At 71.8% G+C, this 25926-nt stretch carries 22 protein-coding genes; 18 read left to right on the top strand and 4 right to left on the bottom strand.

Annotated elements, in window-relative coordinates:
* The first annotated feature begins 110 nt into the window (after positions 1–110).
* The 3 genes from OG361_RS24845 to OG361_RS24855 all read left to right on the top strand — a co-directional run bounded on the left by OG361_RS24845 (position 111) and on the right by OG361_RS24855 (position 3162).
* Positions 111–1769, top strand: a complete 1659-nt coding sequence (locus tag OG361_RS24845) for a beta-N-acetylhexosaminidase (protein ID WP_405856895.1) — start codon at positions 111–113, stop codon at positions 1767–1769.
* Between the two features lie 127 nt (positions 1770–1896).
* Complete coding sequence (locus OG361_RS24850) at positions 1897–2529, top strand: DUF4328 domain-containing protein (RefSeq protein WP_405856897.1); 633 nt, start codon at positions 1897–1899, stop codon at positions 2527–2529.
* A gap of 66 nt (positions 2530–2595) precedes the next feature.
* On the top strand, positions 2596–3162 hold the full coding sequence (locus OG361_RS24855) for a hypothetical protein (RefSeq protein ID WP_405856899.1): 567 nt from the start codon (positions 2596–2598) through the stop codon (positions 3160–3162).
* 101 nt (positions 3163–3263) lie between these two features.
* Here OG361_RS24855 and OG361_RS24860 read toward each other — a convergent pair whose 3' ends face one another.
* On the bottom strand, positions 3264–4025 hold the full coding sequence (locus OG361_RS24860) for a Clp protease N-terminal domain-containing protein (protein ID WP_405856901.1): 762 nt from the start codon (positions 4023–4025) through the stop codon (positions 3264–3266).
* Positions 4026–4434: 409 nt separating this feature from the next.
* Here OG361_RS24860 and OG361_RS24865 point away from each other — a divergent pair, with 409 nt between their 5' ends.
* Complete coding sequence (locus tag OG361_RS24865; RefSeq protein WP_405856903.1) at positions 4435–5094, top strand: RNA polymerase sigma factor; 660 nt, start codon at positions 4435–4437, stop codon at positions 5092–5094.
* Positions 5094–6194 carry a hypothetical protein gene (locus tag OG361_RS24870; RefSeq protein ID WP_405856905.1) on the top strand — a complete coding sequence of 367 codons (1101 nt, stop codon included), beginning with the start codon at positions 5094–5096 and terminating at the stop codon, positions 6192–6194. Before OG361_RS24865 ends, OG361_RS24870 begins: the two co-directional genes overlap by 1 nt.
* A 193-nt stretch (positions 6195–6387) precedes the next feature.
* Here the strand turns inward: OG361_RS24870 and OG361_RS24875 are convergent, their stop codons facing one another.
* Positions 6388–7266: a L,D-transpeptidase family protein gene (locus tag OG361_RS24875; RefSeq protein ID WP_405856907.1), complete on the bottom strand. Its 879-nt coding sequence runs from the start codon at positions 7264–7266 to the stop codon at positions 6388–6390.
* A gap of 195 nt (positions 7267–7461) precedes the next feature.
* Between OG361_RS24875 and OG361_RS24880 the strand changes: the two genes are divergently transcribed.
* The 3 genes from OG361_RS24880 (at position 7462) to OG361_RS24890 (ending at position 10732) form a co-directional block, all read left to right on the top strand.
* A complete protein-coding gene (locus OG361_RS24880) occupies positions 7462–9042 on the top strand; it encodes a methylmalonyl-CoA mutase (protein ID WP_405856909.1) in 1581 nt (526 codons plus the stop codon).
* 145 nt (positions 9043–9187) lie between these two features.
* Positions 9188–9847: a leucine efflux protein LeuE gene (gene leuE, locus OG361_RS24885; protein WP_405856911.1), complete on the top strand. Its 660-nt coding sequence runs from the start codon at positions 9188–9190 to the stop codon at positions 9845–9847.
* A 63-nt stretch (positions 9848–9910) separates the two neighbouring features.
* Positions 9911–10732 (top strand): MerR family transcriptional regulator, encoded by an 822-nt coding sequence (locus OG361_RS24890; RefSeq protein ID WP_405856913.1) that lies wholly within the window; start codon positions 9911–9913, stop codon positions 10730–10732.
* 173 nt (positions 10733–10905) lie between these two features.
* Here OG361_RS24890 and OG361_RS24895 read toward each other — a convergent pair whose 3' ends face one another.
* Both OG361_RS24895 and OG361_RS24900 read right to left on the bottom strand, forming a co-directional pair.
* A complete protein-coding gene (locus OG361_RS24895) occupies positions 10906–12249 on the bottom strand; it encodes a polysialyltransferase family glycosyltransferase (protein ID WP_405856915.1) in 1344 nt (447 codons plus the stop codon).
* The gene (locus OG361_RS24900) at positions 12246–13358 is read right to left on the bottom strand and encodes a glycosyltransferase family 2 protein (RefSeq protein ID WP_405856917.1); all 1113 of its coding nucleotides are present in this window, start codon (positions 13356–13358) and stop codon (positions 12246–12248) included. The genes OG361_RS24895 and OG361_RS24900 overlap by 4 nt, the downstream gene beginning before the upstream one ends.
* A 230-nt stretch (positions 13359–13588) precedes the next feature.
* Here OG361_RS24900 and OG361_RS24905 point away from each other — a divergent pair, with 230 nt between their 5' ends.
* The 10 genes from OG361_RS24905 (at position 13589) to OG361_RS24950 (ending at position 25859) form a co-directional block, all read left to right on the top strand.
* A complete protein-coding gene (locus OG361_RS24905) occupies positions 13589–14926 on the top strand; it encodes a DUF6716 putative glycosyltransferase (RefSeq protein WP_405856919.1) in 1338 nt (445 codons plus the stop codon).
* Positions 14926–16143 carry a cytidylyltransferase domain-containing protein gene (locus OG361_RS24910; protein ID WP_405856921.1) on the top strand — a complete coding sequence of 406 codons (1218 nt, stop codon included), beginning with the start codon at positions 14926–14928 and terminating at the stop codon, positions 16141–16143. The genes OG361_RS24905 and OG361_RS24910 overlap by 1 nt, the downstream gene beginning before the upstream one ends.
* Before the next feature lie 11 nt (positions 16144–16154).
* Positions 16155–17048: an N-acetylneuraminate synthase family protein gene (locus OG361_RS24915; RefSeq protein WP_405856924.1), complete on the top strand. Its 894-nt coding sequence runs from the start codon at positions 16155–16157 to the stop codon at positions 17046–17048.
* On the top strand, positions 17045–18292 hold the full coding sequence (locus OG361_RS24920) for a hypothetical protein (protein ID WP_405856926.1): 1248 nt from the start codon (positions 17045–17047) through the stop codon (positions 18290–18292). The genes OG361_RS24915 and OG361_RS24920 overlap by 4 nt, the downstream gene beginning before the upstream one ends.
* A 116-nt stretch (positions 18293–18408) precedes the next feature.
* Positions 18409–19629: an amidohydrolase gene (locus OG361_RS24925; protein ID WP_405856928.1), complete on the top strand. Its 1221-nt coding sequence runs from the start codon at positions 18409–18411 to the stop codon at positions 19627–19629.
* Between the two features lie 392 nt (positions 19630–20021).
* The gene (locus OG361_RS24930; protein ID WP_384577733.1) at positions 20022–21080 is read left to right on the top strand and encodes a BMP family protein; all 1059 of its coding nucleotides are present in this window, start codon (positions 20022–20024) and stop codon (positions 21078–21080) included.
* Positions 21081–21371: 291 nt separating this feature from the next.
* Positions 21372–23084 (top strand): ABC transporter ATP-binding protein, encoded by a 1713-nt coding sequence (locus tag OG361_RS24935; RefSeq protein ID WP_405856930.1) that lies wholly within the window; start codon positions 21372–21374, stop codon positions 23082–23084.
* Positions 23081–24199: an ABC transporter permease gene (locus OG361_RS24940; protein ID WP_405856932.1), complete on the top strand. Its 1119-nt coding sequence runs from the start codon at positions 23081–23083 to the stop codon at positions 24197–24199. Before OG361_RS24935 ends, OG361_RS24940 begins: the two co-directional genes overlap by 4 nt.
* Positions 24196–25458 (top strand): ABC transporter permease, encoded by a 1263-nt coding sequence (locus tag OG361_RS24945; RefSeq protein WP_405856934.1) that lies wholly within the window; start codon positions 24196–24198, stop codon positions 25456–25458. Before OG361_RS24940 ends, OG361_RS24945 begins: the two co-directional genes overlap by 4 nt.
* Positions 25455–25859 carry a cytidine deaminase gene (locus tag OG361_RS24950; RefSeq protein ID WP_405856936.1) on the top strand — a complete coding sequence of 135 codons (405 nt, stop codon included), beginning with the start codon at positions 25455–25457 and terminating at the stop codon, positions 25857–25859. Before OG361_RS24945 ends, OG361_RS24950 begins: the two co-directional genes overlap by 4 nt.
* Positions 25860–25926: the final 67 nt, after the last annotated feature.

Raw genomic sequence — 25926 nt, forward strand, 5'->3', positions numbered from 1 at the left:
GCCCGGTCCGTGGTTTCTTCCGGCTCGTTCCGCCGCCCGGTCCGTGCTCGTTCCGTCCCCGGTCCGTTCCCCCGATTGGCCGGACCGGCCGCCGTACGGGAGGATTCCGAATGATGCGGTACTCCATACGGGGGCCCCGCCGGGGCCCCGCACTTCTGGCGACCGCGGTGGCACTGGCCACCGTGGCGGCCTGCTCGAACGGCTCTCCGTCCGGGTCGGGCCCCTCCCCCTCCGCCTCCTCCGCCTCCTCCCCTTCCGGTACGTCCTCCGATACGTCCTCCGGTACGTCCGCGAGCGCCGCGCCCACCAGCGCGCCACCGCCCAGCCCGACACCGACCCGGACCTACCCGCTCTCCACCGCACCCCGCACCGTCCCCGCCGTCCGCGACCACGAGGCCGCCCGCGGACCCGGCTGGAAGCCCACGCCCACCGCCGGGATCGTCGTCGCCACGGGCAGCGAGGGGCTCGCCGACGAGGCGCGGCTGCTCGCGGGGGAGCTCAAGATCGCGTACCGGGGCACAGTCGCCGCCCGCGCGGGCGACGTCGAGCTGGCCCTCGGCGGCAAGGGCGCCCCCGAGTCGTACACGCTCACCACCCGCGACGACCGGGTCAGGATCACCGGACCCGACCAGGCGGGCGTCTTCTACGGGACCCGCACCCTCAAGCAGTCGGTGAAGGGCTCGGGCGCGATGCCCGAGGGCACCGTCATCGACGCCCCCGCGAAGCCCCAGCGCGGACTGAACCTCGACATCGCCCGCAAGTTCTTCACCGCGGAGTGGATCGAGGCCCGGCTCCGGGAGATGGCCGACCTCAAGCTCAACCAGTTCGGTCTGCACTTCTCCGACGACCAGGGCTTCCGGATCGCCTCGGACACCCACCCCGAGATCGTCTCGGCCCAGCACCTCACCAAGGCCGAGGTGCGCCGGATCCTCGCCCTCGCGCAGACCCTGCACATCACCGTCGTGCCCGAGATCGACTCGCCCGGACACCTCGGCGCCGTCCTGCGCGCCTACCCCGACCTGCGGTTGCTCAATGTCCAGGGGGTCCCGCGCCAGGGTGCGATCGACATCTCCAAGCCTGCCTCGGCGCAGCTCGTGGACGAGCTTCTGCGCGAGTACGCGAGCCTCTTCCCCGGCGGCTGGTTCCATGTCGGCGCCGACGAGTACCAGGCGCTGACCGTCCGCTCCCCGGAGGCCTCCTATCCGCAGCTGGCCACGGCGGCCCGCCAGAAGTACGGCCCCCAGGCGAGCGTCCAGGACCTGGCGGAGGGCTGGCTGAACGACCGCGCGGCGGTGGTGCGCGACGCGGGCAAGGTGGCGAAGGCCTGGAACGACGGTTTCTTCCGGGGCGGGGTCGTGAACGCCGACAAGGGCATCGAGGTCGAGTACTGGACCGGCAAGGAGATCGGGGCCCGGCCGCCGGCCGAGTACCTGGCCGAGGGCCGCAAGGTCGTGAACCTCAACGACGAGTTCCTCTACTACGTCCTCGGCGAGCCGAACCAGTTCACGTACCCCACCGGGCGCCGCATCTACGAGCAGTGGACGCCGCTGGTGCTGCGGGGCACGACGCCGGTCCCGGCCCGGTACGACCCCCAGATCCTCGGCGCGCGCTTCGCGGTCTGGTGCGACCTGTCGGGCGCCCAGACGCAGGCGCAGGTGGCGGACGGGATCCGGCTGCCGCTAGCGGCGCTGGCCCAGAAGGTGTGGGACCCGGCGAAACCGACGCTGACCTGGGACCAGTTCAGGGCGCTCGCGGCGAAGGTGCGCTGAGGCGACCTGGCATTCCCCGTGGACGCGATCGTTCCGGGTCGCGTACGTTCCCCCGGCGGCGGCCGCGCAGCCGCCGCCGGCGCCTCGGGGAGGGGCGGCGCACGTTCCTGGGGGGAACCGCACACCCATGCAGCTCCGCAATTCGAACGGCCTTTCGTATGCCGTCGTCGTCCTGCTCGCGCTCAACCTCGCCTTCGACCTGCCGCTCGCCGCCGCTGAGATCCGGGCGCTGTCCGGTCCGGACGAGGCACTCTGGGCGACGACCTTCGTCGGGATCAACCTGAACCTCGCCTACAGCGTGGCCGCCACCCTGTACGGGGCGACCGCGATCGTCTTCATCATCTGGTTCCACCGGCTGCGGAGGAACGCCGAGGTCTGGGCCGGTGACCTGAGTCGGAGGCCGGGCTGGGCCATCGGCGGCTGGTTCATCCCCATCGCCAACCTCTGGATCCCGCGCGGGGTCGCCGTCGACATCTGGCGGGCCAGCCGTTGGCAGCCGTACGCCGCCGACGGCAGGGGCGAGCTGGCGCTCCTCAACAGCTGGTGGACGGTCTGGGTCGCCGGCGCGGTCGTGAACCGGATCGCTGTGCTGCTGTACAGGCGGGCGGAGACCGTCGACGCCCTCGCCACCGCCACGGCCTGGTCCCTCGCCGGCTACCTGCTGGACGCCGCCGCCGCCGTCCTCGCGATCCTCTTCGTCCGGCGTCTGACCTCTATGCAGCACACCAAGGTCACTGGCATGATTTCGGCCGCGCAGTGACGAAAAAGCGCCCCCCGGCGCAGTAGGGGAAGTACTGCGTCCGCATCGGGTGGCGAGGAGGCGTCCATGACGTCGGCGACGAGCCGGAGCCTGCTGGAACTGATCGACGGGGCCGACGAACGAGGTCTGGCCGCGGCCGGTCTCGCCTGCCTCGACCGCTGTCTGCCCCTGCTCGCCGCCGACCGGGGCGACGCCCTGCGCCCCGTGTGGGCGGCCGTCGCGCGCGGCGACGGGGGAGCCTGGGGCGAGGCCGCCGCCAAGGCCCTCGCCGAACTGGACGCCGAGGGCGGCGACGGTACGGGAGAGGGCGCCGTACGGGAGATGCTGGCGACCGCTCCGCCGGCGTGGACGGCCGAGGCCCTGCGCGCCTGGGCCGGCGCCTGCTCCGTCACCGCCCTCGACCTGCACGGCCGGTTCGACGCGGCCGGGGTGCCCGACGGGCTCGTCGAGCGCTGCCGGGCCGGGGACGCGGACGGTGCGGGCCCGCTGCTCGCCGGGGAGCTCCGCCGGCAGCAGGCCGTCCTCGAATCGGCCGCCCACGGCCCGACCGGACTGCGCCGGGTCCGTGAGCTCTCCGTCGAGGGCGGCCGGGTGCTGCGCGCGGTCGTCTCGCGCCGGGCCCGCACCGCCTGACCGGCCGGCCCCAGAAGGACTCCTGCTGGCCGGGCCGGCATCAGGACTCCTGGCCGGGGGCCGGCCTCAGGACCTGGCCGGACTCCTGGCCGGGGCCGACCTCAGGACCCCTGGCCGGGCTCCTGGCCGGTCTCCGGGGCCTGGATCGTGAGCGAGGCGATCGCCGAGGCGATCTCCCGCTCCGCCGTGGCCTTGTCGAGGCCGAGGCCGCTCAGCACGCCCGCGCCGTCCTCGTGCTCCAGGAGCGCCAGCAGGATGTGCTCGGTGCCGACGTAGTTGTGGCCGAGGCGCAGGGCCTCGCGGAACGTCAGCTCCAGGACCTTCTTCGCCGCCGCGTCGTACGGGACGAGCGCGGGTGCCTCGGCGACGGCCGGCGGCAGGGTCGCCGTGACGGCCTCGCGGACCTGGTCGAGGGTCACGCCCCGCGCGGTGATCCAGTACGCCGCGAGCCCCTCGGGCTCGGCGAGGAGGCCGAGGGCCAGGTGGGCGGGGAGGATCTCGTCGTTGCCGGCGGCCGTGGCCTCGTTCTGGGAGGCCATGACCACGTTCCGCGCCCGGGGGGTGAAGCGGCTGAACCCCGCGTTCGGGTCCATCTTCTCCGTGTCCGGCTCCTTGGGGACGAACCGCTTCTGGGCCGCCTGGCGGGTGACGCCCATGCTGCGGCCGATGTCGGTCCAGGAGGCGCCGGAGCGCCGGGCCTGGTCCACGAAGTGGCCGATGAGGTGATCGGCGACATCGCCGAGGTGGTCCGCCGCGATGACCGCGCCGGAGAGCTGCTCCAGGGCGTCGGGGTGGACCTTCTTGATCGCGTCGATGAGCTCGTCGAGACGGACGGGGACGTTCGGACCGACTGGATTCGTCATGAGGCAACCCTAGGTTGACACCCCTCCAGCGTCAACCTTCGGTTGACAGTGGGAGGGCGTAGTACTCCCAGGGCCGGTGATGAATCGGGAGAGAAGGGGGGAAATGGGAGACGACCGGGGCCGCCACCCCCCACAGGAGAGGCCCCGGTCGTCGTCCACGGAGCCGCAGCACGGCTCCGTACTCCATACAGCGCCGGGGGTGCGCTTTATGTCACACCGGCACGTGCACCCGCACGTGCGTCATGTGCGCGCCACACCCCCCGTCTTGAGGTTGCAAGTTGTACAAAGACCCCGGATCGCATGGACGTGATGCCGGAGCACGACGTAGCGTGCAGATGCGCGAGCCAGCGTGGCGGTGGTGACCAGCCGCGATGACGCGACGACGCGACCGACGAACAGGGTTTGGGGAGTGCTGGGGGACGACGCGGAGCTGACCGCCGCGGTGCTCGCTGCGCAGGACGGGGACGAGAACGCGTTCCGTACTGTGTATCGCGCCGTGCATCCTCGGTTGGTCGGCTACATACGCACACTGGTCGGCGACGGCGACGCCGAGGATGTCGCCTCGGAGTCCTGGCTCCAGATCGCGCGCGACCTCGACCGCTTCAGCGGCGACGCGGACCGCTTCCGCGGCTGGGCGGCCCGGATCGCCCGCAATCGCGCGCTCGACCACATCCGGATGCGCGGCAGGCGCCCCGCCGTGGGAGCCGACGAGACCGAACTCACCGACAAGCCGGCCGAGTCCGACACCGCGGGCGAGGCGCTGGAAGCCCTGGCCACGAGCCACACCATGCAACTGATCGCCCAACTCCCCCAGGACCAGGCCGAGGCCGTCGTCCTGCGCGTCGTCGTCGGCCTCGACGCCAAGAGCGCGGCCGACACCCTGGGGAAGCGACCCGGAGCCGTACGGACCGCCGCGCACCGGGGCCTCAAGAAACTCGCCGAACTCCTCGGGGCCGACGGAGACGTCGTCCCCCTGGAGGGTGTGCCTCCGCAACGCGGGCGCGGGCCGGGGTCCGTGGCCCCCGGCGGTGTGACGCATTCACGTCCGCGTACGCAGAAGGACATGTGATGGCCGACGAGCGCTACCAGTGGCTCGACCAGGAGGCCGCGGAGCGGCTGCTCCGCGGCGAGCCGGTCGACGCCCTCGACGACCCCGCGCGATCCGAGGTCCGGCGCCTCGCCGAGGCCCTCGAATCGGCCCGTAAGCACGCCACCGTCCCCGGCCCGCGGGCCGCCCGGGCCGGCGGTGTCGAACTGCCCGGGGAAGCGGCGGCACTGGCCGCCTTCCGCCGGGCCACCGCCGAACGCGCCGCCCTCGCCGCGGCCGCCGCCCCGCACGGCACCCTCCGCACCGACCACGGCGACCGCACCGACCTCGCCGAACTGGGCCGGGTGCGGCTCGCTCCGGTCACCGCGCCCGCACGCCGCTGGGGCCGTTCCGTACGGTACGGACTGGCCGCCGCGGTCGCCGCCGTCACGGTCGGCGGGGTCGCCGTCGCCGCGGGCACGGGCGTGCTGCCGCTGGTTGGCCCCGAGCCTGCGAGCTCCGTCACGGCCGTGGAGAGCCCGGACCCGATCGTCTCGGGCTCCGTGCAGAAGGACCCCCTGTCGCCCTCGCCGGCACCGGACGACACCGACCCCGGCTCGTCCCCCTCGCCCGGGGTCTCCTCCTCCCCGTCATCGCCCGTGTCCCCGTCGCTCACCTCGCCGCCGACCGGCCGGCACACCCCGGAGCCCGGCAGGACGACGCCGACCCCGGGCGGAAGCAAGAGCGTCGACGGCGGCACGGCGCTGAGGGAGAAGGCTCTCAACGCCTGCCGGGACTTCCGCTCGGGACGGCTCGACGAGGCCGGCCGCCGGCAGCTCACGAGCAACCTGCGCAGCGGCGAGACCCTGCGGCGGTACTGCGACCGGATCCTCTCCGGCGGTACGGGCGGGTCGGGCGGGTCCGGCGCGTCCGCCGATCCCCGGGAGGACGGCAGTGGCGACGGCAAGGACGACGGCAAGGACGACGGCAAAGGGGACGGTGCTGGCAGCCGTGACGACTCCCGGGACGGCAGCCGGAACGACAACCGCGGCGGTAGCGGCGGTACGGACGACGGCACGGGCGACGGCGCGAACGAGCGCCGGAACCGCGACTCCGGGGACCCGGACACGATCCGTCGCTGAGCCCTTCTCGTTCCAGGTGTGACACTTTTCGGGCCGGCGGCGCAGTATTGAGTGAGCCGACTGGTCATCGGCCGCGCAACGAGCCGGGGTTCCCCCCGTACCTACGGCTCGGCGCACCCGGCGCGGGTGGGGCACGTTCCCCCGGTCCCACCCGCGCCCCTTCTTCTCCCGCTCCTCCCGCTCCTTCCCGGGTCTACCAGTGGACGACGACCTTGTCGCCGACCTTCACCTGGTCGAAGAGGGCCGAGAGCTTCGCCCGGTCCCGGACGTTGACGCAGCCGTGCGAGGCCCCGTTGTAGCCGCGGGCCGCGAAGTCCGCCGAGTAGTGCACCGCCTGGCCGCCGCTGAAGAACATCGCGTACGGCATCGGCGTGTGGTAGATCGTCGACGTCCACTTGCGGGCCTTCCAGCCCACGCTGAACGTGCCCTCGCGGGTCGGGGTGTTCTCCGAGCCGAAGCGGACGTCCATGGACGAGACGACCCGGCCGTCGATCATCCAGGCGAGGGTCCTGCTCTCCTTGCTGATGCACAGCACCCGGCCGGTCATGCAGCGCGCGTCCGGGGTGTCCAGCTTGTTCGTGGTCGACGGCTTCAGCTCGTCGGCGGTCGGCTTCCGGCTCGCGGCGAGCAGCCGCTGCCAGGTCACCTCGTCGACCGAGCCCGTCAGCGGCAGCCCCTGCTTCTTCTGGAACGCCTTGACCGAGCCCGCCGTCATCGTCCCGTAGAAGCCCGTGGGGGCCCGGTCGAAGTAGTCGAGCTGCCGCAGCCGCGCCTGGAGCTCGCGCACCTGCTCGCTCTCGTCGCCGTCGCCCATGAGCGCCTTGGGCGCCGGCTCCTCGGTGTCGGGAGTGGCGGGAGCGGTGGGAGTGGCGGGCGTGGTGGAGGAGGCGGAGGGGGACGGCGGCTTGTCGTCCGTCGTCGGGGTGGGGGCGGCGGTCGTCGGTGCCTTCGACGACGGGCTCGCGCCGCCACCGCCTCCCGTTCCGGCCGCCTGGGCCGTACAGCCGGTGGCGAGTGCCACCGCCGCCGCTGCCAGTACCGCTCTGCGTATGACGGCCGAAGACCGCTTCATCGTTGCCCCCCGGGACGAGTCGTGTGTACGTAGGGATGCTCCCCACGCGCGTCCGGTTGCGCACGTGCGTACGGAAGCGCGCATCCTGTGAGGAAGGTCCCAGCGTGCTGCCCTCCATCGGCCGCACGCCCGCCGCTACAGTCCGTCGCGAGGGTCGGTACCGCTGAGTAGCAGGTCTATCGGAAGGCACAACACATGGCGCGCGAGTCGGAGTCGGGGCTGCCGATCGAGCCGGTCTACGGGCCGGGGGCTCTGGAGGGGTGGGATCCCGCCGAGAAGCTGGGCGAGCCGGGTTCGTACCCGTTCACGCGTGGTGTGTATCCCTCGATGTACACGGGTCGGCCGTGGACGATGCGGCAGTACGCGGGTTTCGGTACGGCGACGGAGTCGAACGCCCGGTACAAGCAGCTGATCGCGAACGGCACGATGGGTCTTTCCGTCGCCTTCGATCTGCCGACGCAGATGGGCCACGACTCGGACGCGCCGATCTCCTCGGGTGAGGTCGGCAAGGTGGGTGTGGCGATCGACTCGATCGACGACATGCGGGTGTTGTTCGACGGGATTCCGCTGGACAGGGTGTCGACGTCGATGACGATCAACGCCCCTGGTTCGCTGCTTCTGCTGCTGTACCAGTTGGTCGGTGAGGAGCAGGGTGTCGCGGCGGATCAGCTGACGGGGACGATCCAGAACGATGTGCTGAAGGAGTACATCGCGCGGGGCACGTACATCTTCCCGCCGAAGCCCTCGCTGCGTCTGATCGCGGACATCTTCAAGTACTGCCGGGCCGAGATCCCGAAGTGGAACACGATCTCGATCTCGGGCTATCACATGGCGGAGGCGGGGGCCTCGCCCGCGCAGGAGATCGCGTTCACGCTCGCGGACGGGATCGAGTACGTGCGTACGGCGGTCGCGGCCGGGATGGACGTGGACGACTTCGCGCCGCGGCTGTCCTTCTTCTTCGTGGCGCGTACGACGATCCTGGAGGAGGTGGCGAAGTTCCGTGCCGCCCGCCGGATCTGGGCGCGGGTGATGAAGGAGGAGTTCGGGGCGAAGAACCCGAAGTCGCTGATGCTCCGCTTCCACACCCAGACCGCCGGCGTCCAGCTGACCGCCCAGCAGCCCGAGGTCAATCTCGTCCGCGTCGCCGTCCAGGGCCTCGCGGCCGTCCTCGGCGGCACGCAGTCGCTGCACACGAACTCCTTCGACGAGGCGATCGCGCTGCCGACGGACAAGTCCGCGCGCCTCGCTCTCCGTACGCAGCAGGTCCTCGCCTACGAGACGGACGTGACGGCGACGGTGGACCCGTTCGCCGGCTCGTATGTGGTCGAGAAGATGACGGACGACGTGGAGGCCGCGGCGCTTGAGCTGATGGCCAAGGTCGAGGAGATGGGCGGGGCGGTCGCCGCGATCGAGCGTGGTTTCCAGAAGGGCGAGATCGAGCGTTCGGCGTACCGGATCGCGCAGGAGACGGACAGCGGCGAGCGGGTCGTCGTCGGTGTCAACCGGTACACGATCGACGTCGAGGAGCCCTACGAGCCGCTGCGCGTCGACCCGGCGATCGAGGCCCAGCAGGCCGAGCGTCTCGCCAAGCTGCGGTCCGAGCGGGACCAGGCGGCCGTGGACGCGGCGCTCGTGGAGCTGAAGAAGGCGGCGGAGGGCACGGACAACGTCCTCTACCCGATGAAGGACGCGCTCAGGGCGCGGGCGACCGTCGGCGAGGTCTGCAACGCGCTGCGCGAGGTGTGGGGCACCTACGTCCCCACCGACGCCTTCTAGGAACGTCGTCCCCACCAGCGCCTTCCAGGACGCTCCCCGCCGGCGCCCTCCGGGACCCTCCCCGCCGGCGCCCTCCAGGACCGGCGAACGGCCCGTGGACGCAGGTCACAGCGGAGTGTCGCACCCGTGTGCGACACTCCGCTCCATGCTGGGTGTCATCGATCTGCCGACCTATCTCGCGGGGCTCGTCCTCATCATCCTTCTGCCGGGGCCGAACTCGCTGTACGTGCTCTCCGTCGCCGCCCGCAAGGGAAGCCGGACGGCGTACAAGGCCGCCGCCGGGGTGTTCACCGGCGACGCGGTCCTCATGACGCTCGCCGCGCTCGGTGCGGCCTCGCTGCTCCAGACCACCCCGTTCCTCTTCATGATCGTGAAGTACGCGGGCGCCGGCTATCTGACCTGGATGGCCATCGGCATGCTGCGGGCCGCGTGGGCCATGTGGCGCGGCCGCGGCGAGGCGGCGGGCGAGGAGCCGGAGCAGGCCGCCTCCGCCACCGCACCCGGGGAGAACCCGTACCGCCGCGCGCTGATCATCAGCCTCTTCAACCCGAAGGCGATCCTCTTCCTGATCTCCTTCTTCGTGCAGTTCGTGGACCCGGCCTACGCGTACCCGGCCCTCTCCTTCCTGGTCCTCGGCACGCTGCTCCAGATCGGCAGCTTCCTCTACCTCACGATGCTGATATTCGGCGGGACACGGCTCTCGGCCGCGTTCCGGAGCCGCCGTCGGCTCTCCGCCGGGGCGACCTCGGCTGCGGGCGCGCTCTTCCTCGGCTTCGCCGCGAAGCTCTCGCTGGGCAGCGCCTGACCCTCCGTCCGACCCGGCCCGCTTGACCCTGACACGGTGTGAGGCCGTTCCGTGGGAGTCGTCATGTTCACCATCGGAGACTTCGCCCGGCACGGGCGGGTGTCGGTCCGCATGCTGCGTCACTACGACGCCATCGGACTGCTGCGCCCGGCCCGGGTCGACCCGCACACGGGCTACCGCTTCTACACCGCGGAGCAGCTGGCCCGGCTCAACCGCGTCATCGCGCTCAAGGATCTCGGCTTCACCCTCGAACAGGTGGGGGCGATCCTCGACGAGCGGTTCGACGCGCACGAGCTGCGGGGCATGCTGCGCTTGCGCCAGGCCGAGCTGGAAGCGGCCATGGAGGCGGCGCGGGCCCGGCTCGCCCAGGTCGGCGCGCGGCTCCGAGCCATCGAGACGGAGGGACGCATGTCCACCCAGGACGTCGTCGTCAAGAAGATCCCCGCCGTGCGGATCGCCGAGCTGAGCACGGTCGTCGCGAGCTTCGGCCCGCACGACATCGGCCCGGCCATCGGCCCGCTGTACGAGGAGCTGTGCGGCCGTCTGGAGGCCGCGGGTCTCACCGGCTTCGGCCCGGCGATCGCGTACTACGAGGACGCGGGCAAGGGGGACGGTTCGGTCGTCGTGCACGCCGGCATGACCGTGCCCGAGGGCACGGCCGTGGAAGGCGTCGAGGTGCACGTCCTGCCCGGCATCGAGCAGGCGGCGACCATCGTCCACCGGGGCTCGATGGACACCATCCTGCCGACCGCGCAGACCCTGGCCCGCTGGATGGAGACCAACGGCTACGAGTCGGAGCACTACGCGCGCGAGCTGTACCTGGAGTGCCCCGAGGACCGGTCGCAGTGGGTGACGGAGATCCAGGAGTCGATCGTCCGCGCCTGAGCCGGTGGGAAGGGCCCGGGACCCCCGCACGGGTCCCGGGCCCTGGCTTTTCTGTTGACGGGCACCCTGCGCGAGGGCTCCCTGGGCATGGGCCCCTTACTGGTGGCCCTTTACTGGCGGCCCCTTACTGGCGGGCCACCCCTTACTGGCGGGCCACCCCTTACTTGCGGCCCCTACTTGCGGGTCCCCTGCTTCCGCAGCGCCTTGCGCAGCCGCAGGGCGCGGCGCGCCAGGCGGCGGACCTTCGGGTGCCGGGGGACGGGCAGGCCGCCCGGCAGGTTCAGGACGGTGAGGCGGCGGCGGGTGAAGTGGTGCCGGGTGCGCTCGGCGAGCGGGCCCGACAGGTGCCGTGCCGCCGCCTCCCGCAGGTCCGCCCGGATCTTCGGCTGCATCGCGAAGCCGACGGCCGCGACCAGGTCGTTCAGGCCCGCCACGTCCGGGGCCGGACCGTCCGGCCCGTCCGCGCCGTCCTCCTCCAGGGGCGGGACGACCGCGTCCACGACGGTGAGCGGGATCCGGTTGCTGTTCTGGAACGGGGTGAGCCGCTCCAGGAGGGCGCCCGTCCCGACCCGGGCGGCCGGCAGCCCGTAGAAGGTGTGCGCGGTGAGCAGCGCGGTGGAGAAGCAGCCGACCACGAGGGCGGGCCGCAGCTCGCGGTAGAGCACCTCGGCGAGTACGGGCCGGTCCTCGACGGTCAGCTCGGCGCCGAGCCGCTCCGCCTCGTCCACCAGCGTCCGCGACCAGGCGTCCGGGGCCGTCGGGTGCGGCTTGAAGACGAGCCTGCGGTGGCCCCGGGCGACGGCGCCGCGGACCATCCGCAGGTGCAGTTCCTCCTCCTCGGCGGCGGTGAGGAGGTTCAGGGCGGCCAGGTACTGGCCGAGGAGGAGCGCCGGGCCCTCCGCCGCGGCCGCGGGGGCCGGACCGGCCAGCTCCTCGACGACCTTGGTGAACGCCTCCACCGGTACGGTCTCCGGCACCGCTCCGAACTCCGCGAGCAGCAGGGGTGCGAGCCCGGGGACGAGGTCCAGGTGGAGCAGCCGGCCGACCCGGCCGCCGATCAGCGGGTCGATCTTGTTGCGGGTCGGCCCGTAGCTCATCAGCCCGTCGGCGTACACGGTGATCGAGGCCTCGGGCAGCAGCTGGGCGATGGCGAGAGCGGGGGTCACCTGGATCGATTCCAGGGCCAGTTCGACCCGGTCGTCGCCGAGCCGCCAGAGCCGTCGCAGATGGCGCTGGAGCATCGGCAGGTCGCTCGGGCGCGGAGTCCAGCCGGCCGGGTGGAGCGGGGAGATCGTCTCGTTCCAGGAGACGACGGAGTCGAAACGGTCGCGGAGCCGCTCGAATCCCTCGGCCTGGTCGACGGCGGGGGTCGTCTCGGGGACGGCCGCGTTGTTGGTGACGAGGAGGATCCGGCGCTCGGCCCGGCCGAAGCAGCCGCTGTCCAGCGCGGCGGCCAGCGTCGCCGCCCCGTAGAGGGTGGAGGCGCAGAAGATCTGGGTGGTCCTTCGGGCGCTCATGCCGCCACCTCCGGGGAACCGCTCGCGGCCGCTCCGGACGTCGACACCGGCGCGGGCGCGGGCGTCGACACCGAGCCCGACGCCGACGCCGACGCCGAACCCGACACCGACACGGCGACCGGTGCCGGGTCCGGTGCCGCCGGCGGTGGGGCCGGGCGCCGCCTCCGCAGCCTGCGGAGCATCGTGGCGCGGTCCCCGCCCATCGCCGCCAGGGCCTCGTCGAGCACCCCCTGCGGCATCCGTCGCAGCGCGCCCGCGCTCATCGCCTTCAGCTGCCGCGCCACCTCGGGTTCGAATCGCCCGATCGCGCCGATGTGATGGGAAATCAGTGCGCAATAAGTCCGCACGGCCTTGGGAAGGAGGAGATCCGCGGCCGGATCCTTCGCCGTTTCCTCGATCACCTGGTCGAATGCGCGGATGAAATCCAATTGGCGGACGTCGCCGATCTGGGTGAGCGAGGTCGCGACTCCGCGCCGGTAGAAGACGCCGAGTTCCCCGATCGCCGCGAACGATTCCGCCTCGCGGTGCAGCTTCCAGATCCAGGGCCGGTCCTCGGCCGTCCGCAGCCCGTGCGGGAAGTGGAGGAGTCCGCGCTCCAGGAGCTGCCGGTGGTAGATCCCGGCCCACGCGTACGGGTAGTCGACCGAGGTCGTCCGGTGGGCGGGCAGTATCGCGTCCCGGGGGTCGAGCACCTCGCCGCGGCGGGGGACCGGCGCCCGGTGCACCGCGCGGTCGCGGCCGGAGACGGAGACGTGGTCGGTGCGCAGGAAGTCGCAGCCGAGCCCCTCGGCCGCGGCGACGAGGCGCTCGTAGTAGCCGGGGGCGAGCCAGTCGTCGCCGTCCAGGAAGGTGAGGTACTCGCCGCGGGCGGCGTCCAGGCCGGTGTTACGTGCCGTGGCGAGTCCCTCATTGCGCTCGTGACGGATCAGGACGGCACCCGGGAGCTCCCGCGCGGCCCGCTCGAGGAGCTCCGGGGTCCCGTCCGACGAGCAGTCGTCGACCAGCAGGAACTCGAAGTCCTCGCGGGCGTTGGCACGCAGGCTTGTGAGGGTGTCGGGGGCATATGTCTGCACGTTGAAGAACGGCACGACCACGGAGAGCTTGACCACGCGGCCGACGCTAGGTGCCGACCCGGCATTCCCCCCGACCGGTGGGGAGATATCTGGTGAACACCAAGCGGCGGGCCGCTTAACCACCTTTACCCGAAGGGAAATCCGCCCCTTCTCCGGCCGAATTCCGGCCATGTCCCGGGCCGCTTCAGAAGGCGGAGGTGCGCTGTTCACCCTTTGTTGTGGTCCAGTTGGGCCGGAAAGCGGAATGCCCTTCTAGCGTCCTCGACGTGCCAGCAAGCAGCAGAGAAGCGGTACGGGTCGCCGTACTCGCCGATTCCGACACCCGGTGGAAATGGGGCGCCCTCACCGCGCGCCGCATCACCACGGCGACAGCCGAACCCACCGGTTACGTCCTGCGCGGACGGGCCACGCCCACCGCGCGCCAACTCGCCGAGACCGGGGTGTCCACGACCACCCCGGGCGAGGTGACGGGCGCGGAGTTCCTGCGCGCCGTACGGGACGCGGAGGCGCGCGGCGAAGGGTACGACGTGATCGTCCTCGCCCTTGTCGGCGGCACCGTCCGGGCCGTCCTCCAGGGCCTGGCCGACCTGGCCCTGGAGCGACGCCCGGTGATCGTCACCGGCTACGTCGGCGTCGTCTACGAGAAGCTCACCGACGGGCTCCTCCTGCGCCACGGCGCCGATGTCGTCCTCGCCAACTCCCGCCACGACGCCGAGCGTTTCCGCGGCGTCTACGAGGGCGTCGGCGCCGGCGCCGACTCGGTCGTCGAGGCCGCCCTGCCCTTCCTCGGCGGCGCCCCCTACGCCCCCGAGGCCGGACGCGACAGCCTGGTCTTCGCCGCCCAGCCGTCCGTGCCCGCCACCCGGGCCGAACGGACCTACGTCCTGCGGCGGCTGATCGACCACGCCCGCCTCCACCCGGGCCGCGAGGTGCTCCTCAAGCTCCGCTCCAAGCCGGGCGAACACACCACGCACCTGGAGGAGTTCCCCTTCCAGAAGCTGGTGCGCGAACTCGACCCGCCCGCCAACTTCCGTCTCGTGTACGGGCACATGGGCGAGGTCCTCGACCGCACCGACCTCCTGGTCACCGTCTCCTCCACGGCCGCCCTCGAAGCCCTCCACCGCCGGATCCCCACCGCGATCCTCACCGACCTCGGGGTCCGCGAGGCGCTCGGCAACCACCACTTCGTCGGCTCCGGCCTGCTGACCTCCTTCGACGCGCTCGACAAGGGCCTCGCCCCGACCCCGGACGAGCACTGGCTCGCCCGGCAGGGCGTCGCCGCCGGAGACCACTCCGCCGCCGGCGACTCCTCCGGCAGCGCGTCCGCCGCCGGAGGCTCGTACGAGGCGGCCTTCGACGCGGCCCGCGACCGGGTCGCCGCACTCCTGGCGCTCCCCGCGCTGCCCCCGATCACCCCCTACTACACAGCGGAGACGGCCCCCGGCTACCTGCCCGGGATCCTCGCCCGCCACCGCCTGGACGTCACCGCGCCGGAGCCCCGCGAGAGCGGCCTGCGCCGGATCGTCCGGGAGGCGGCGCGGGGCGCGTACCGGCACGGCGTGCAGCGCGTGGCCCCCGTCATCCGCCGGCTTGGAGAACTCTGATGGCCACCACGACCACGACCACGGCCACCGTGCTCGCCGTGATCCCCGCGAGGGGCGGCTCGAAGGGCGTCCCCGCCAAGAACCTCGCCGCGGTGGCCGGCGTCCCCCTGGTGGCCCGCGCCGTCCGCGCCTGCCTCGGCGCCCGCCCGGTCACCCACGTCCTGGTCTCCACCGACGACGCCGCCATCGCGGCGGCGGCCCGCACCGCCGGAGCCGAGGCCGTGCACCGCCCCGCCGAGATCGCGGGCGACACCGCCACCAGCGAGGCGGCGGTCCTGCACGCGATGGACGCCTTCGAGGCCACCCACGGCCGGTCGGCCGACGTCGTCCTCCTCGTCCAGTGCACAAGCCCCTTCCTCACCTCCGCCGAGGTCGCCGAGACCGCCGAGCGCGTCGCCTCGGGCACCGCCGACACGGCCTTCACCGCCGCCCCGTCCCACGGCTTCCTCTGGCGCGACACCGACCGGGAAGGCGCCACCGGCGTCAACCACGACAAGGCGCACCGCCCCCGCCGCCAGGACCGGGAGCCCGAGTACCTGGAGACCGGCGCCGTCTACGCCATGGACGCGGCCGGCTTCCGTACGCACAAGCACCGCTTCTTCGGCCGTACCGAGTTCGTCGTCACCGACCCCGCCCGGGTCCTGGAGATCGACGACCCGCACGACCTCGCCCGCGCCAAGGCCCTCGCGCCGCTCCTCGACGAGCCCGCCACGCCCGGCTTCGCCGACGTCGACGCCGTCGTCCTCGACTTCGACGGCACCCAGACCGACGACCGGGTCCACCTCGACTCCGAGGGGCGCGAGTTCGTCTCCGCGCACCGCGGCGACGGCCTCGGCATCGCCGCCCTGCGCCGCGCCGGACTCCCCGTCCTCATCCTCTCCACCGAACAGAACGCCGTCGTCGCCGCCCGCGCCCGCAAGCTCAAGATCCCCGTCCTGCACGGCATAGACCGCAAGGACCGGGCCCTCAAGGAGTGGTGCGAGGCCGAGGGCATCGACCCGCAGCGCGTGCTCTACGCCGGCAACGACGTCAACGACCTGCCCTGCTTCCACCTCGTCGGCTGGCCCGTCGCGGTGAGCAGCGCCCACGACTCCGTACGGGCCGCGGCCCGCGCGGTCACCGTCACCCCCGGCGGCTCCGGAGCGATCCGCGAGATCGCCGCCTGGCTCCTCGGACCCGAGCTCGACACCCCCGCACCCCGCATCCCCAACTCTTAAGGAACAGCACCATGAGCACCCGTCTGCGCACCTTCGGCTCCAAGACCGCCGGCCCCGGACAGCCCGTCTACATCACCGGCGAGATCGGCATCAACCACAACGGCGAGCTCGACAACGCCCTCGCCCTGATCGACGTCGCCGCCGAGGCCGGCTGTGACGCCGTCAAGTTCCAGAAGCGCACCCCGGAGATCTGCACCCCGCGCGACCAGTGGGACATCGAGCGCGACACCCCCTGGGGCCGGATGACGTACATCGACTACCGCCACCGCGTGGAGTTCGGCGAGGACGAGTACCGCGCCATCGACGAGCACTGCAAGAAGCGCGGCATCGACTGGTTCGCCTCCCCGTGGGACACCGAGGCCGTCGCCTTCCTGGAGAAGTTCGACGTCCCCGCCCACAAGGTCGCCTCCGCCTCCCTCACCGACGACGAGCTGCTGCGCGAGCTCCGCGCCACCGGCCGTACGGTCATCCTCTCCACGGGCATGTCCACCCCGAAGCAGATCCGCCACGCGGTCGAGGTCCTCGGCTCGGACAACATCCTGCTCTGCCACGCCACCTCGACCTACCCGGCCAAGGCCGAGGAGCTCAACCTCCGCGTGATCAACACGCTCAAGGACGAGTACCCGAACGTCCCGATCGGCTACTCCGGCCACGAGACCGGCCTCCAGACCACCCTCGCCGCCGTCGCCCTCGGCGCCACCTTCGTCGAGCGCCACATCACCCTCGACCGCGCCATGTGGGGCTCCGACCAGGCCGCCTCCGTCGAGCCGCAGGGCCTCCAGCGCCTGGTCCGCGACATCCGCACCATCGAGACGGCCCTCGGTGACGGCGTCAAGAAGGTCTACGAGTCGGAGCTCGGCCCGATGAAGAAGCTCCGCCGGGTCCAGGGGCACGTCGCCGCATGACCGGGCAGCTGGCGTTCGTCGAGAGCCCGGTCCAGCTCCTCAACGTCCTGGAATGGGCGCACACGCAGGCGCCCGACCGGGCCCCCGGCGCGGCGCCCGCACCCGGAGCACCCGTGTCCGGAGCACCCGCACCCGAGGCACCCGCCACGGGCGGGACCGACTCGGGCGAGCCCGCCGGCACGTCCGCCGGCACCCCCGGTGCGGCGCCCCGCTCCACGGACGCCACCCCTCCGGGCGCGGCGCACGCCGCGCCCGCCCCCCTCACGGTCGTCGTCCTCTCGCCGACCGACCCCATGTCGCGGGGCCAGCTGCGCCGGATGGCCCAGCTGGCCCGCGACGAGGGCCTCACCGTCCGCTGGCAGGAGGCCCGCGGCGGCCGGGGCTCGCTCGTCCGCACCCTGCGGCAGCTCGCCGGGCCGCTGCGCTCGGCGGAGCGGGTCATCATCGGCGACCCGTTCTCCCGCTACGTCCAGCTGCTCCTGACGCTCTTCTCGCCCCGGCACCTGACCGTCGTCGACGACGGCACCGCCACCATGGAGTTCGCGGCGCAGCTGGGCCGCGGCGAGCGCCTGGTGCGCTGGCACCGCAAGGGGAACCTGGGCCCGCGCGAGCTGGTCCTCGCCCCGGTGACCTCGCTGGCCCGGCGGCGCCTCGCCCCGGCCCGGGGCCGTACGGTCGAGATCTTCACCTCCCTGCCCGTCGAGGCCCCGGCCGGCATCCAGGTCACGGAGAACTCCTACGCCTGGACCCGGACCCGCTTCGGCCCGCCGCTGCTCACCGGCGGCGCGGACCTGGTGGGCACCTCGCTCGTCGAGACGGGCGTGGTCGACGCCGGACACTACGCCCGGGTCGTCGGCGAACTCGCCCGCGCGCACGGCGCGACCCGCTACTTCGCGCACCGCAGGGAGAGCGCCGAGAAGCTGCACGCCATCGCGGTCGAGACCGGTCTCCAGGTGGTCCGGCCCGATCTGCCCCTGGAGCTGATCGCCCGCCGCGGCCCCATCGGACGGACGGTCGTCAGCTTTCCGTCCACGGTCGTGCACACCCTGCCACTGGCCCTCGCCGGTACGGGGGTGAAGGTCGCCGTCATCGAGATCGCGCCCGAGTGGCTGCGGGCGACCGCCTCGCCGCGCGCCCAGGGCTTCCTGTCCGGAGTGGCGGGGACGGCGGCCCACGAGGTCGACCGGCTCACCGCCCGGGCCGCCGGGGCGGCCTCTCCGGTCGACCGGCTCGAATTCGGCTGAGCGTACCCACACAGAAGGGGCTTCATGCCTGGCAAACCGAGATTCTTTCCCCTAACGGGCTGAACTTTTCGTGATCAACGGGCAGTTGACCTCCGAAGGGGCCTACCCTTCAAAAGGTGAACCAGTTGAAGTCCCGTGAGCCAGGCTCCGTCACCCTGCCCGGAACGCTGTCCGCACCCCTGCGCGCCGAACTGATCGCGTTCCGCAGGGACTTGCACATGCACCCCGAGCTCGGCAACCAGGAGTTCCGTACGACCGCCGCGCTCAAGGCCCGCCTGGAGGCGGCCGGCCTCGCGCCGAAGGTCCTGCCGGGCGGCACCGGACTCATCTGTGACATCGGGACCCCGGACCGTCACCGGCCGATGCTGGCGATCCGCGCCGACCTCGACGCGCTGCCGATCCCCGACGTCAAGACCGTCGCCTACCGCTCCACCGTGGCCAACCGCGCGCACGCCTGCGGACACGACGTCCACACCACCACCGTCCTGGGCGCCGGGCTCGTCCTCGCCGAACTCGACCGGCAGGGCCTCCTCCCGAACGCCGTACGGCTCCTCTTCCAGCCCGCCGAGGAAGTGCTGCCCGGCGGTGCCGCCGACGCGATCGAGGCCGGGGTGCTCGACGGGGTCGGCCGGATCATCGCCGTCCACTGCGACCCCAGGGTGGACGCGGGCCGGATCGGGCTCCGTCCCGGCCCCATCACCTCCGCCTGCGACCGGCTGGAGGTCACCCTCGACGGCCCCGGCGGACACACCGCCCGCCCGCACCTCACCACCGACCTCGTCACCGCCGCCGCCCGGATCGCCACCGACGTCCCCGCCGTCCTGGCCCGCCGCGTCGACGCCCGCTCCGGCCTCTCGGTCACCTGGGGACGCATCGAGGCCGGTCACGCCTGCAACGTCATCCCGCAGCACGCCGAGCTCTCCGGCACCGTCCGCTGCCTCGACCTGCCGACCTGGCGCGAAGCGCCCGACCTGGTCCACGCGGCGATCGACGAGATCGCGACCCTGCACCGGGCGAAGTCGACCGTGAACTACGTCCGGGGCGTCCCGCCGGTCGTCAACGACCCGGCCGTCACCGAACTGCTCGCCGGCGCCATGGCCGCCCGCCGCGGACCGTATGCGATCGAGGACACCGAGCAGAGCCTCGGCGGCGAGGACTTCTCCTGGTACCTGGAGCACGTCCCCGGCGCCATGGCCCGCCTCGGCGTCCGCACCCCCGGCGACACCAGGGTCCGCGACCTGCACGCCGGCGACTTCGACGTGGACGAGAACTGCATCGAGACCGCGGTGGAGCTCTTCACGGCCGCGGCCCTGCTGGACGCCACCGCCAGGCCCTGACGGACGCCACCGCCAGGTCCTGAGGGGCGCCGCCACCAGGCCCCGAGGGACACCGCGCCACGCCCAGGCCCGGTCCGACCCGATCCGTCGGACAGCCCCGGGAACCGGCTTCCGGCCGGACGGAGCCCCGTCATCCGTCCGGCCCACCGCTTTTCCCACCGTCGGCCCACAGCCCGGCGTGTCGCCCGTACGGCCCCTGTCCCGATGCCCTCCTCGGGCGGTATAACCGGCGGTACCGGGCCGAACGCCCCCGGTAGCTTCGGCTGGCCGGTTCGCGACGATCCGATAACGACTCATGAACGGGTCTTTAACTGACATCTACGCGCGTTACGATCGCCGCGAAACCAGCGCCGGAAGAGGCGCTTTCGGTCAGTCTTGAAGGGACCCTCCTCTTGCGCCGGATCACCAGGATCACGACCGTGGGCATCGCCTCCGCGGCGCTCGCTCTCTCCGCCACCGCGTGCGGCAAGTCTTCGACGGACTCCGGCTCCAGCCCGAGCGCGGACGCGAAGGCGACGAAGGCCGCCATCGCGTACGACATCGGTGGCCGCGGCGACCAGTCGTTCAACGACGCCGCCTACGCGGGCCTGAAGAAGGCCGAGGACGAGCTCGGCGTCAAGGGCGCCGAGGCCGAGCCGTCCGAGGGCGAGGGCGACGCCGACAAGGTGCAGCGCCTCACCGCGCTCGCGCGCGCCGGCAACAACCCGGTCATCGGTGTCGGCTTCGCCTACGCGCCGGCGATCGAGAAGGTCGCCAAGGCCTACCCGAAGACCACCTTCGGCCTCATCGACGACACGTCGAAGACCGGCCCGAACATCGCCAACCTGGTCTTCAACGAGGAGCAGGGCTCCTACCTGGCCGGCGTCGCCGCCGCCAAGGCGTCCAAGACCGGCACGGTCGGCTTCATCGGCGGTGTCGAGGTTCCGCTGATCAAGAAGTTCGAGGCGGGCTTCGCGCAGGGCGTCAAGGACACCAACCCCAAGGCGAAGGTGCTCGTCCAGTACCTGACCCAGCCGCCGAACTTCGACGGCTTCTCGAAGCCCGACCTCGGCAAGGCCGCCGCGCAGGGCCAGCTCGACAAGGGCGCCGACGTGATCTACGCCGCCGCCGGTCTGGCCGGCTCCGGCTCGATCGAGGCCGCCGCGACCGCCGGCAAGTGGGCGATCGGTGTCGACTCCGACCAGTACAACCAGGCGGGTCTGGCCTCCTACAAGGACCACATCCTGACCTCGGTCACCAAGGACGTCTCGGACTCCGTCTTCAACGTGATCAAGTCGGTCCAGGACGGCAAGCCGCAGTCCGGTGAGATCCGCTACGGCCTCGCCACGGACGGCGTCGGCCTGGCCGACTCCAACCCGGCGTACAAGAAGATGACCGATGTCACCGCCGCCGTGGACAAGGCGAAGCAGGACATCATCGACGGCAAGATCACGGTCAAGACCGCTCCGTAAGGACCAGCAGGTCACGACCTGAGCCCGGGCCCGGGATCCGGTGGCACCCCCACCGGATCCCGGGCCCTGGGCCTGCCGTCGAGACCCCGCCTGCCGGGCGGGGTCTGGTGCGCGCATCTGCCGCGTTGTCGTCGGTCGCTCATGCTCCGCATGGGCTCCCTCCTCCGCCTTGCAGCTGCACGCACCAGACCCCGCCCGGCCCGCCCTTCGGGCGGACGACGGGACCTCGACGGCGGGCCCCGGCCCCATTCCCCTACGGGTTTTCATTTTTAGGCAGCGCTACGCGTGTAGATGTCTCCCTGGCACGATAACTTCGCCCCGCCCTGCCCTCCCGCTCCCACTCCTTCCGGCCAAGGAGAGTGCGTCATCAACGCGTCCAGCCCCCCTGCCGTAGAACTGCACGGCATCACCAAGCGATTCCCCGGCGTCGTCGCCAACAAGGACATCGCCATCACGGTCCGCAAGGGCACCGTGCACGCCCTCATCGGCGAGAACGGAGCCGGCAAGTCGACCCTCATGAAGATCCTCTACGGCATGCAGAAGCCGGACGAGGGCACCATCGCCGTCGACGGCGAGCAGGTCACCTTCTCCAGCCCCGGTGACGCCATCGCGCGCGGCATCGGCATGGTGCACCAGCACTTCATGCTCGCCGACAACCTCACCGTCCTGGAGAACGTCGTCCTCGGCGGCGAGAAGCTCTACGGCATCGGCGCCAAGGCGCGGAAGAAGATCCTGGAGATCTCCGACGCGTACGGCCTCGGGGTCCGCCCGGACGCCCTGCTCGAGGACCTCGGTGTCGCCGACCGGCAGCGCGTGGAGATCCTCAAGGTCCTCTACCGCGGCGCCAAGATCCTCATCCTCGACGAGCCGACCGCCGTGCTCGTCCCGCAGGAGGTCGACGCGCTCTTCGACAACCTGCGCGAGCTCAAGTCCGAGGGCCTGACCGTCATCTTCATCTCGCACAAGCTGGGCGAGGTCCTGAAGGTCGCCGACGACATCACCGTCATCCGCCGCGGCACCACGGTCGGCACCGCCGACCCGAAGACCGCCACCACCAAGCAGCTCGCCGAGCTGATGGTCGGCAGCGAGCTGCCCTCCCCGGAGACCCGCGAGTCCACGGTCACCGAGGTCCCGATGCTCCAGGTCGAGAACCTGACGCTGCTCGAGAGCGGAGTCGCGGCCGCCCCGCTGACCACCGCCGCACCGGAGGACCCGTCGATCGGGGCGACCTTCCACGAGGAGCCCGCGGCGGGCCGCAAGCTGCTCGACGACATCTCCCTCACGATCCACAAGGGCGAGATCCTCGGCATCGCGGGAGTCGAGGGCAACGGCCAGACCGAGCTCATCGAGGCCCTCATGGGCCTGGCCACCCCCGACGCGGGCGTCATCTCGCTCGACGGCCAGGACATCTCCAAGGTCTCCGTGCGCAAGCGCCGCGAGGGCGGCATCGGCTACATCCCCGAGGACCGGCACCGCCACGGCCTGCTCCTGGAGGCCCCCCTCTGGGAGAACCGCATCCTCGGCCACGTCACCGAGGCGCCCAACTCCAAGCGCGGCGTCCTCGACCCGAAGGCGGCCCGCAAGGACACCGAGCGGATCGTGCGCGAGTACGACGTGCGCACCCCGGGCATCGACGTCACCGCGGCCTCCCTCTCCGGCGGCAACCAGCAGAAGCTGATCGTCGGCCGCGAGATGAGCCACAGCCCCAAGTTCCTGATCGCCGCCCACCCCACCCGTGGTGTGGACGTCGGCGCGCAGGCGCAGATCTGGGACGCCATCCGGGACGCGCGCCGCGAGGGCCTGGCGGTGCTGCTGATCTCCGCCGACCTCGACGAGCTGATCGGTCTCTCCGACACCCTCCGGGTCATGTACCGCGGCAAGCTCGTCGCGGACGCCGACCCCGCCACCATCACGCCCGAGCAGCTCGGCTCCGCCATGACCGGCGCGGCCAGCGGTCAGCTCGAAGGCGACGCAGAGCAGCCCGAAGACGGTGACGCCCGATGATGAAGTTCGACAAGGACAAGCTGATCCTGGGCGCGGCGGGACCGGTGCTCGCCCTGGTCTCCTCGTTCGTGCTCACCGTGCTGGTGCTGCTCGCGACGGGCCTCGACCCGATCGAGCCGATCCGGCTGATGATCGACAACGCCGGCTTCGCCGACATCCAGGTCCTGATCGTCAACCAGACCGGGATCTACTACCTGGCAGCCCTGGCCGTGGCCATCGGCTTCCGGATGAACCTGTTCAACATCGGTGTCGACGGCCAGTACCGGCTCGCGGCGATGGTCTCGGCCCTCGTCGGTGCCTCGATCGAGCTGCCCGGCCCGCTGCACATCCTGGTGATCGTGATCGTCGCGATGCTCACCGGCGCCTTCTGGGCCGGCATCGCCGGCATCCTGAAGACCACCCGCGGTGTCTCCGAGGTCGTCTCGACGATCATGCTGAACGCCATCGCGACCTCGCTGGTGGCCTACCTGATCCTGCCGAAGAACTTCGGCGTCCAGCCCGAGGGCTCGAACAACCTCACCACCGGTGAGATCTCCGAGTCCGGCTGGTTCCCGGGCATCGACATGGGCGAGGGCAACGGAGTCATCTACGGCTTCACCTTCGTCGCGCTCGCCCTCGGCGTCGTCTACTGGTTCGTCCTCAACCGCACCCGGTTCGGCTTCGACCTGCGCGCCACCGGCGCCAGCGAGTCCGCCGCCCAGGCCAGCGGCGTCGACGCCAAGAAGATGGTCCTCACCGCGATGCTGCTCTCGGGCGCGCTGGCCGGTCTCTCCGGCATGCCGACGCTGCTCGGTGAGTCCCACACGTACAGCCTCGACTTCCCCGTCGGTGTCGGCTTCACCGCCATCACCATCGCCCTGCTCGGCCGGAACCACCCGGTCGGCATCCTCTTCGCGGCCCTGCTCTTCGCGTTCCTGGACAAGGCGTCCAGCAACCTCGACGTGTACGGATACCCGAAGGAGATCACCAAGATCATGCAGGGCATCATCGTGATCGCGGTCGTCGTCTCGTACGAGCTCGTCCGCCGTTACGGCCTCCGCCGCCAGCAGCAGAAGGTCGGCGAGGAACTCGCCGCCGGCGGCGCCATCAAGACCGACAAGGAGGTGGCGGCGTGACCACCAGCACCGTTTCCAAGCCGAGCGCCGCGCCCAAGGGCGGCGGACGCCGCAAGCTCACCTGGCCGTGGATCATGCTGATCGTCGCGGCCGGTCTCCTGCTCTTCTCCCTCGTCAGGGCCGTCTCCGGGGCCAACGACCTCACCTCCGTGGGTCAGGTCTCCGGTGCGCTCCAGCTCGCCGTGCCGATCGGCCTCGCCGGTCTCGGCGGTCTGTGGGCCGAGCGCGCGGGCGTCGTCAACATCGGCCTCGAAGGCATGATGGTGCTCGGCACCTGGTTCGGCGCCTGGGCCGGCTACCAGTGGGGCCCCTGGGTGGGTGTCCTCTTCGGTCTCCTCGGCGGCGCCCTCGGTGGTCTGCTGCACGCGATCATCACCGTGACGTTCAACGTGAACCACATCGTCTCCGGTGTGGCGATCAACATCCTCGCGGTCGGCTTCACCCAGTACCTGTCGAACTTCACGTTCGCCGAGGCCGAGGGCGGCTCCTCCAAGCAGTCCCCGCGCATCGATCAGATCACCAAGATCACCATCCCAGGACTCTCCGACTGGCTGGCGGATCTCCAGGGCAAACACTGGTTCCTGATCTCGGACGTCGCCGGCATCCTCGGCGGCCTGGTCACCAACCTGTCGCTGCTGACCGTCGTCGCCGTCCTGCTGATCCCGGCCACCTGGTGGCTGCTCTGGCGCACCGCCTTCGGCCTGCGGCTCCGCTCCTGCGGCGAGAACCCGGTCGCGGCCGAGTCCCTCGGCGTGAACGTGTACAAGTACAAGTACATCGCCGTCACCACCTCCGGCGCCCTCGCCGGCCTCGGCGGCGCGTTCCTCGCGATCGTCGCCACCGGCATCTACCAGGAGGGCCAGACCGGCGGCCGCGGCTACATCGGTCTCGCCGCGATGATCTTCGGCAACTGGATGCCGGGCGGCATGGCGCTCGGCGCGGGCCTCTTCGGCTTCACCGACAGCCTCAAGCTCCGCGGCGGCGCCGAGAACGTCCACGCGCTGCTGCTGCTGGTCGCCGTGCTCCTGCTGATCGCCGCGCTGTGGCAGCTGTACAAGAAGAAGTACGTGGTCGCCGCGGTCTCCGCCGGCTTCTCCGCCACCTTCTTCCTCTGGTACGCGCTGACCGACGAGGTCCCGAGCCAGTTCGTCGACGCGGCCCCGTACATCACCACCCTGCTCGTGCTCGCCCTGTCGGCGCAGCGCCTGCGCATGCCCAAGGCGGACGGTCTGCCGTACCGGAAGGGCGAGGGCAAGTGACGACGGCCCTTCCGGAGGCCGACTGGGAGGCCCTGCGGGTCACGGCCCGCGAGGCCATGTCCCACGCGTACGCCCCGTACTCGGGCTTCCCGGTCGGCGCGGCGGCCCGTGTGGACGACGGACGGACGGTCTCCGGCTGCAACGTGGAGAACGCCTCGTTCGGCCTCGGCCTGTGCGCCGAGTGCGGGCTCGTCTCCGAGCTCCAGGCGACCGGCGGCGGCCGGCTCACGCACTTCGTGTGCGTGGACGGCCGGGGCGAGTCCCTGGTCCCGTGCGGCCGGTGCCGGCAGCTCCTCTACGAGTTCGGGGGCCCCGAGCTCGTCCTGGAGACGCCGCAGGGTTTCCGGACCCTCGACGAGATGCTCCCGCAGGCCTTCGGCCCGGGCCACCTCACCAAGTAGTACTTCGGAGCGACCCTTCCGGCACGATGGGAAGGGTCGCTCCTCCCTTTCCCCTCTATGCGCGTAG

Source organism: Streptomyces sp. NBC_00090 (assembly GCF_045160815.1).
Classification (GTDB): domain Bacteria; phylum Actinomycetota; class Actinomycetes; order Streptomycetales; family Streptomycetaceae; genus Streptomyces.

Excerpts from the sequence above, each read along its gene's own strand:
- OG361_RS24845 (WP_405856895.1), top strand. The coding sequence starts at position 111 with ATGATGCGGTACTCCATACGGGGGCCCCGCCGGGGCCCCGCACTTCTG.
- OG361_RS24850 (WP_405856897.1), top strand. The coding sequence starts at position 1,897 with ATGCAGCTCCGCAATTCGAACGGCCTTTCGTATGCCGTCGTCGTCCTG.
- OG361_RS24855 (WP_405856899.1), top strand. The coding sequence starts at position 2,596 with ATGACGTCGGCGACGAGCCGGAGCCTGCTGGAACTGATCGACGGGGCC.
- OG361_RS24860 (WP_405856901.1), bottom strand. The coding sequence starts at position 4,025 with ATGACGAATCCAGTCGGTCCGAACGTCCCCGTCCGTCTCGACGAGCTC.
- OG361_RS24870 (WP_405856905.1), top strand. The coding sequence starts at position 5,094 with ATGGCCGACGAGCGCTACCAGTGGCTCGACCAGGAGGCCGCGGAGCGG.
- OG361_RS24875 (WP_405856907.1), bottom strand. The coding sequence starts at position 7,266 with ATGAAGCGGTCTTCGGCCGTCATACGCAGAGCGGTACTGGCAGCGGCG.
- OG361_RS24880 (WP_405856909.1), top strand. The coding sequence starts at position 7,462 with ATGGCGCGCGAGTCGGAGTCGGGGCTGCCGATCGAGCCGGTCTACGGG.
- leuE (WP_405856911.1), top strand. The coding sequence starts at position 9,188 with ATGCTGGGTGTCATCGATCTGCCGACCTATCTCGCGGGGCTCGTCCTC.
- OG361_RS24890 (WP_405856913.1), top strand. The coding sequence starts at position 9,911 with ATGTTCACCATCGGAGACTTCGCCCGGCACGGGCGGGTGTCGGTCCGC.
- OG361_RS24895 (WP_405856915.1), bottom strand. The coding sequence starts at position 12,249 with ATGAGCGCCCGAAGGACCACCCAGATCTTCTGCGCCTCCACCCTCTAC.
- OG361_RS24910 (WP_405856921.1), top strand. The coding sequence starts at position 14,926 with ATGGCCACCACGACCACGACCACGGCCACCGTGCTCGCCGTGATCCCC.
- OG361_RS24915 (WP_405856924.1), top strand. The coding sequence starts at position 16,155 with ATGAGCACCCGTCTGCGCACCTTCGGCTCCAAGACCGCCGGCCCCGGA.
- OG361_RS24920 (WP_405856926.1), top strand. The coding sequence starts at position 17,045 with ATGACCGGGCAGCTGGCGTTCGTCGAGAGCCCGGTCCAGCTCCTCAAC.
- OG361_RS24935 (WP_405856930.1), top strand. The coding sequence starts at position 21,372 with ATGTCTCCCTGGCACGATAACTTCGCCCCGCCCTGCCCTCCCGCTCCC.
- OG361_RS24940 (WP_405856932.1), top strand. The coding sequence starts at position 23,081 with ATGATGAAGTTCGACAAGGACAAGCTGATCCTGGGCGCGGCGGGACCG.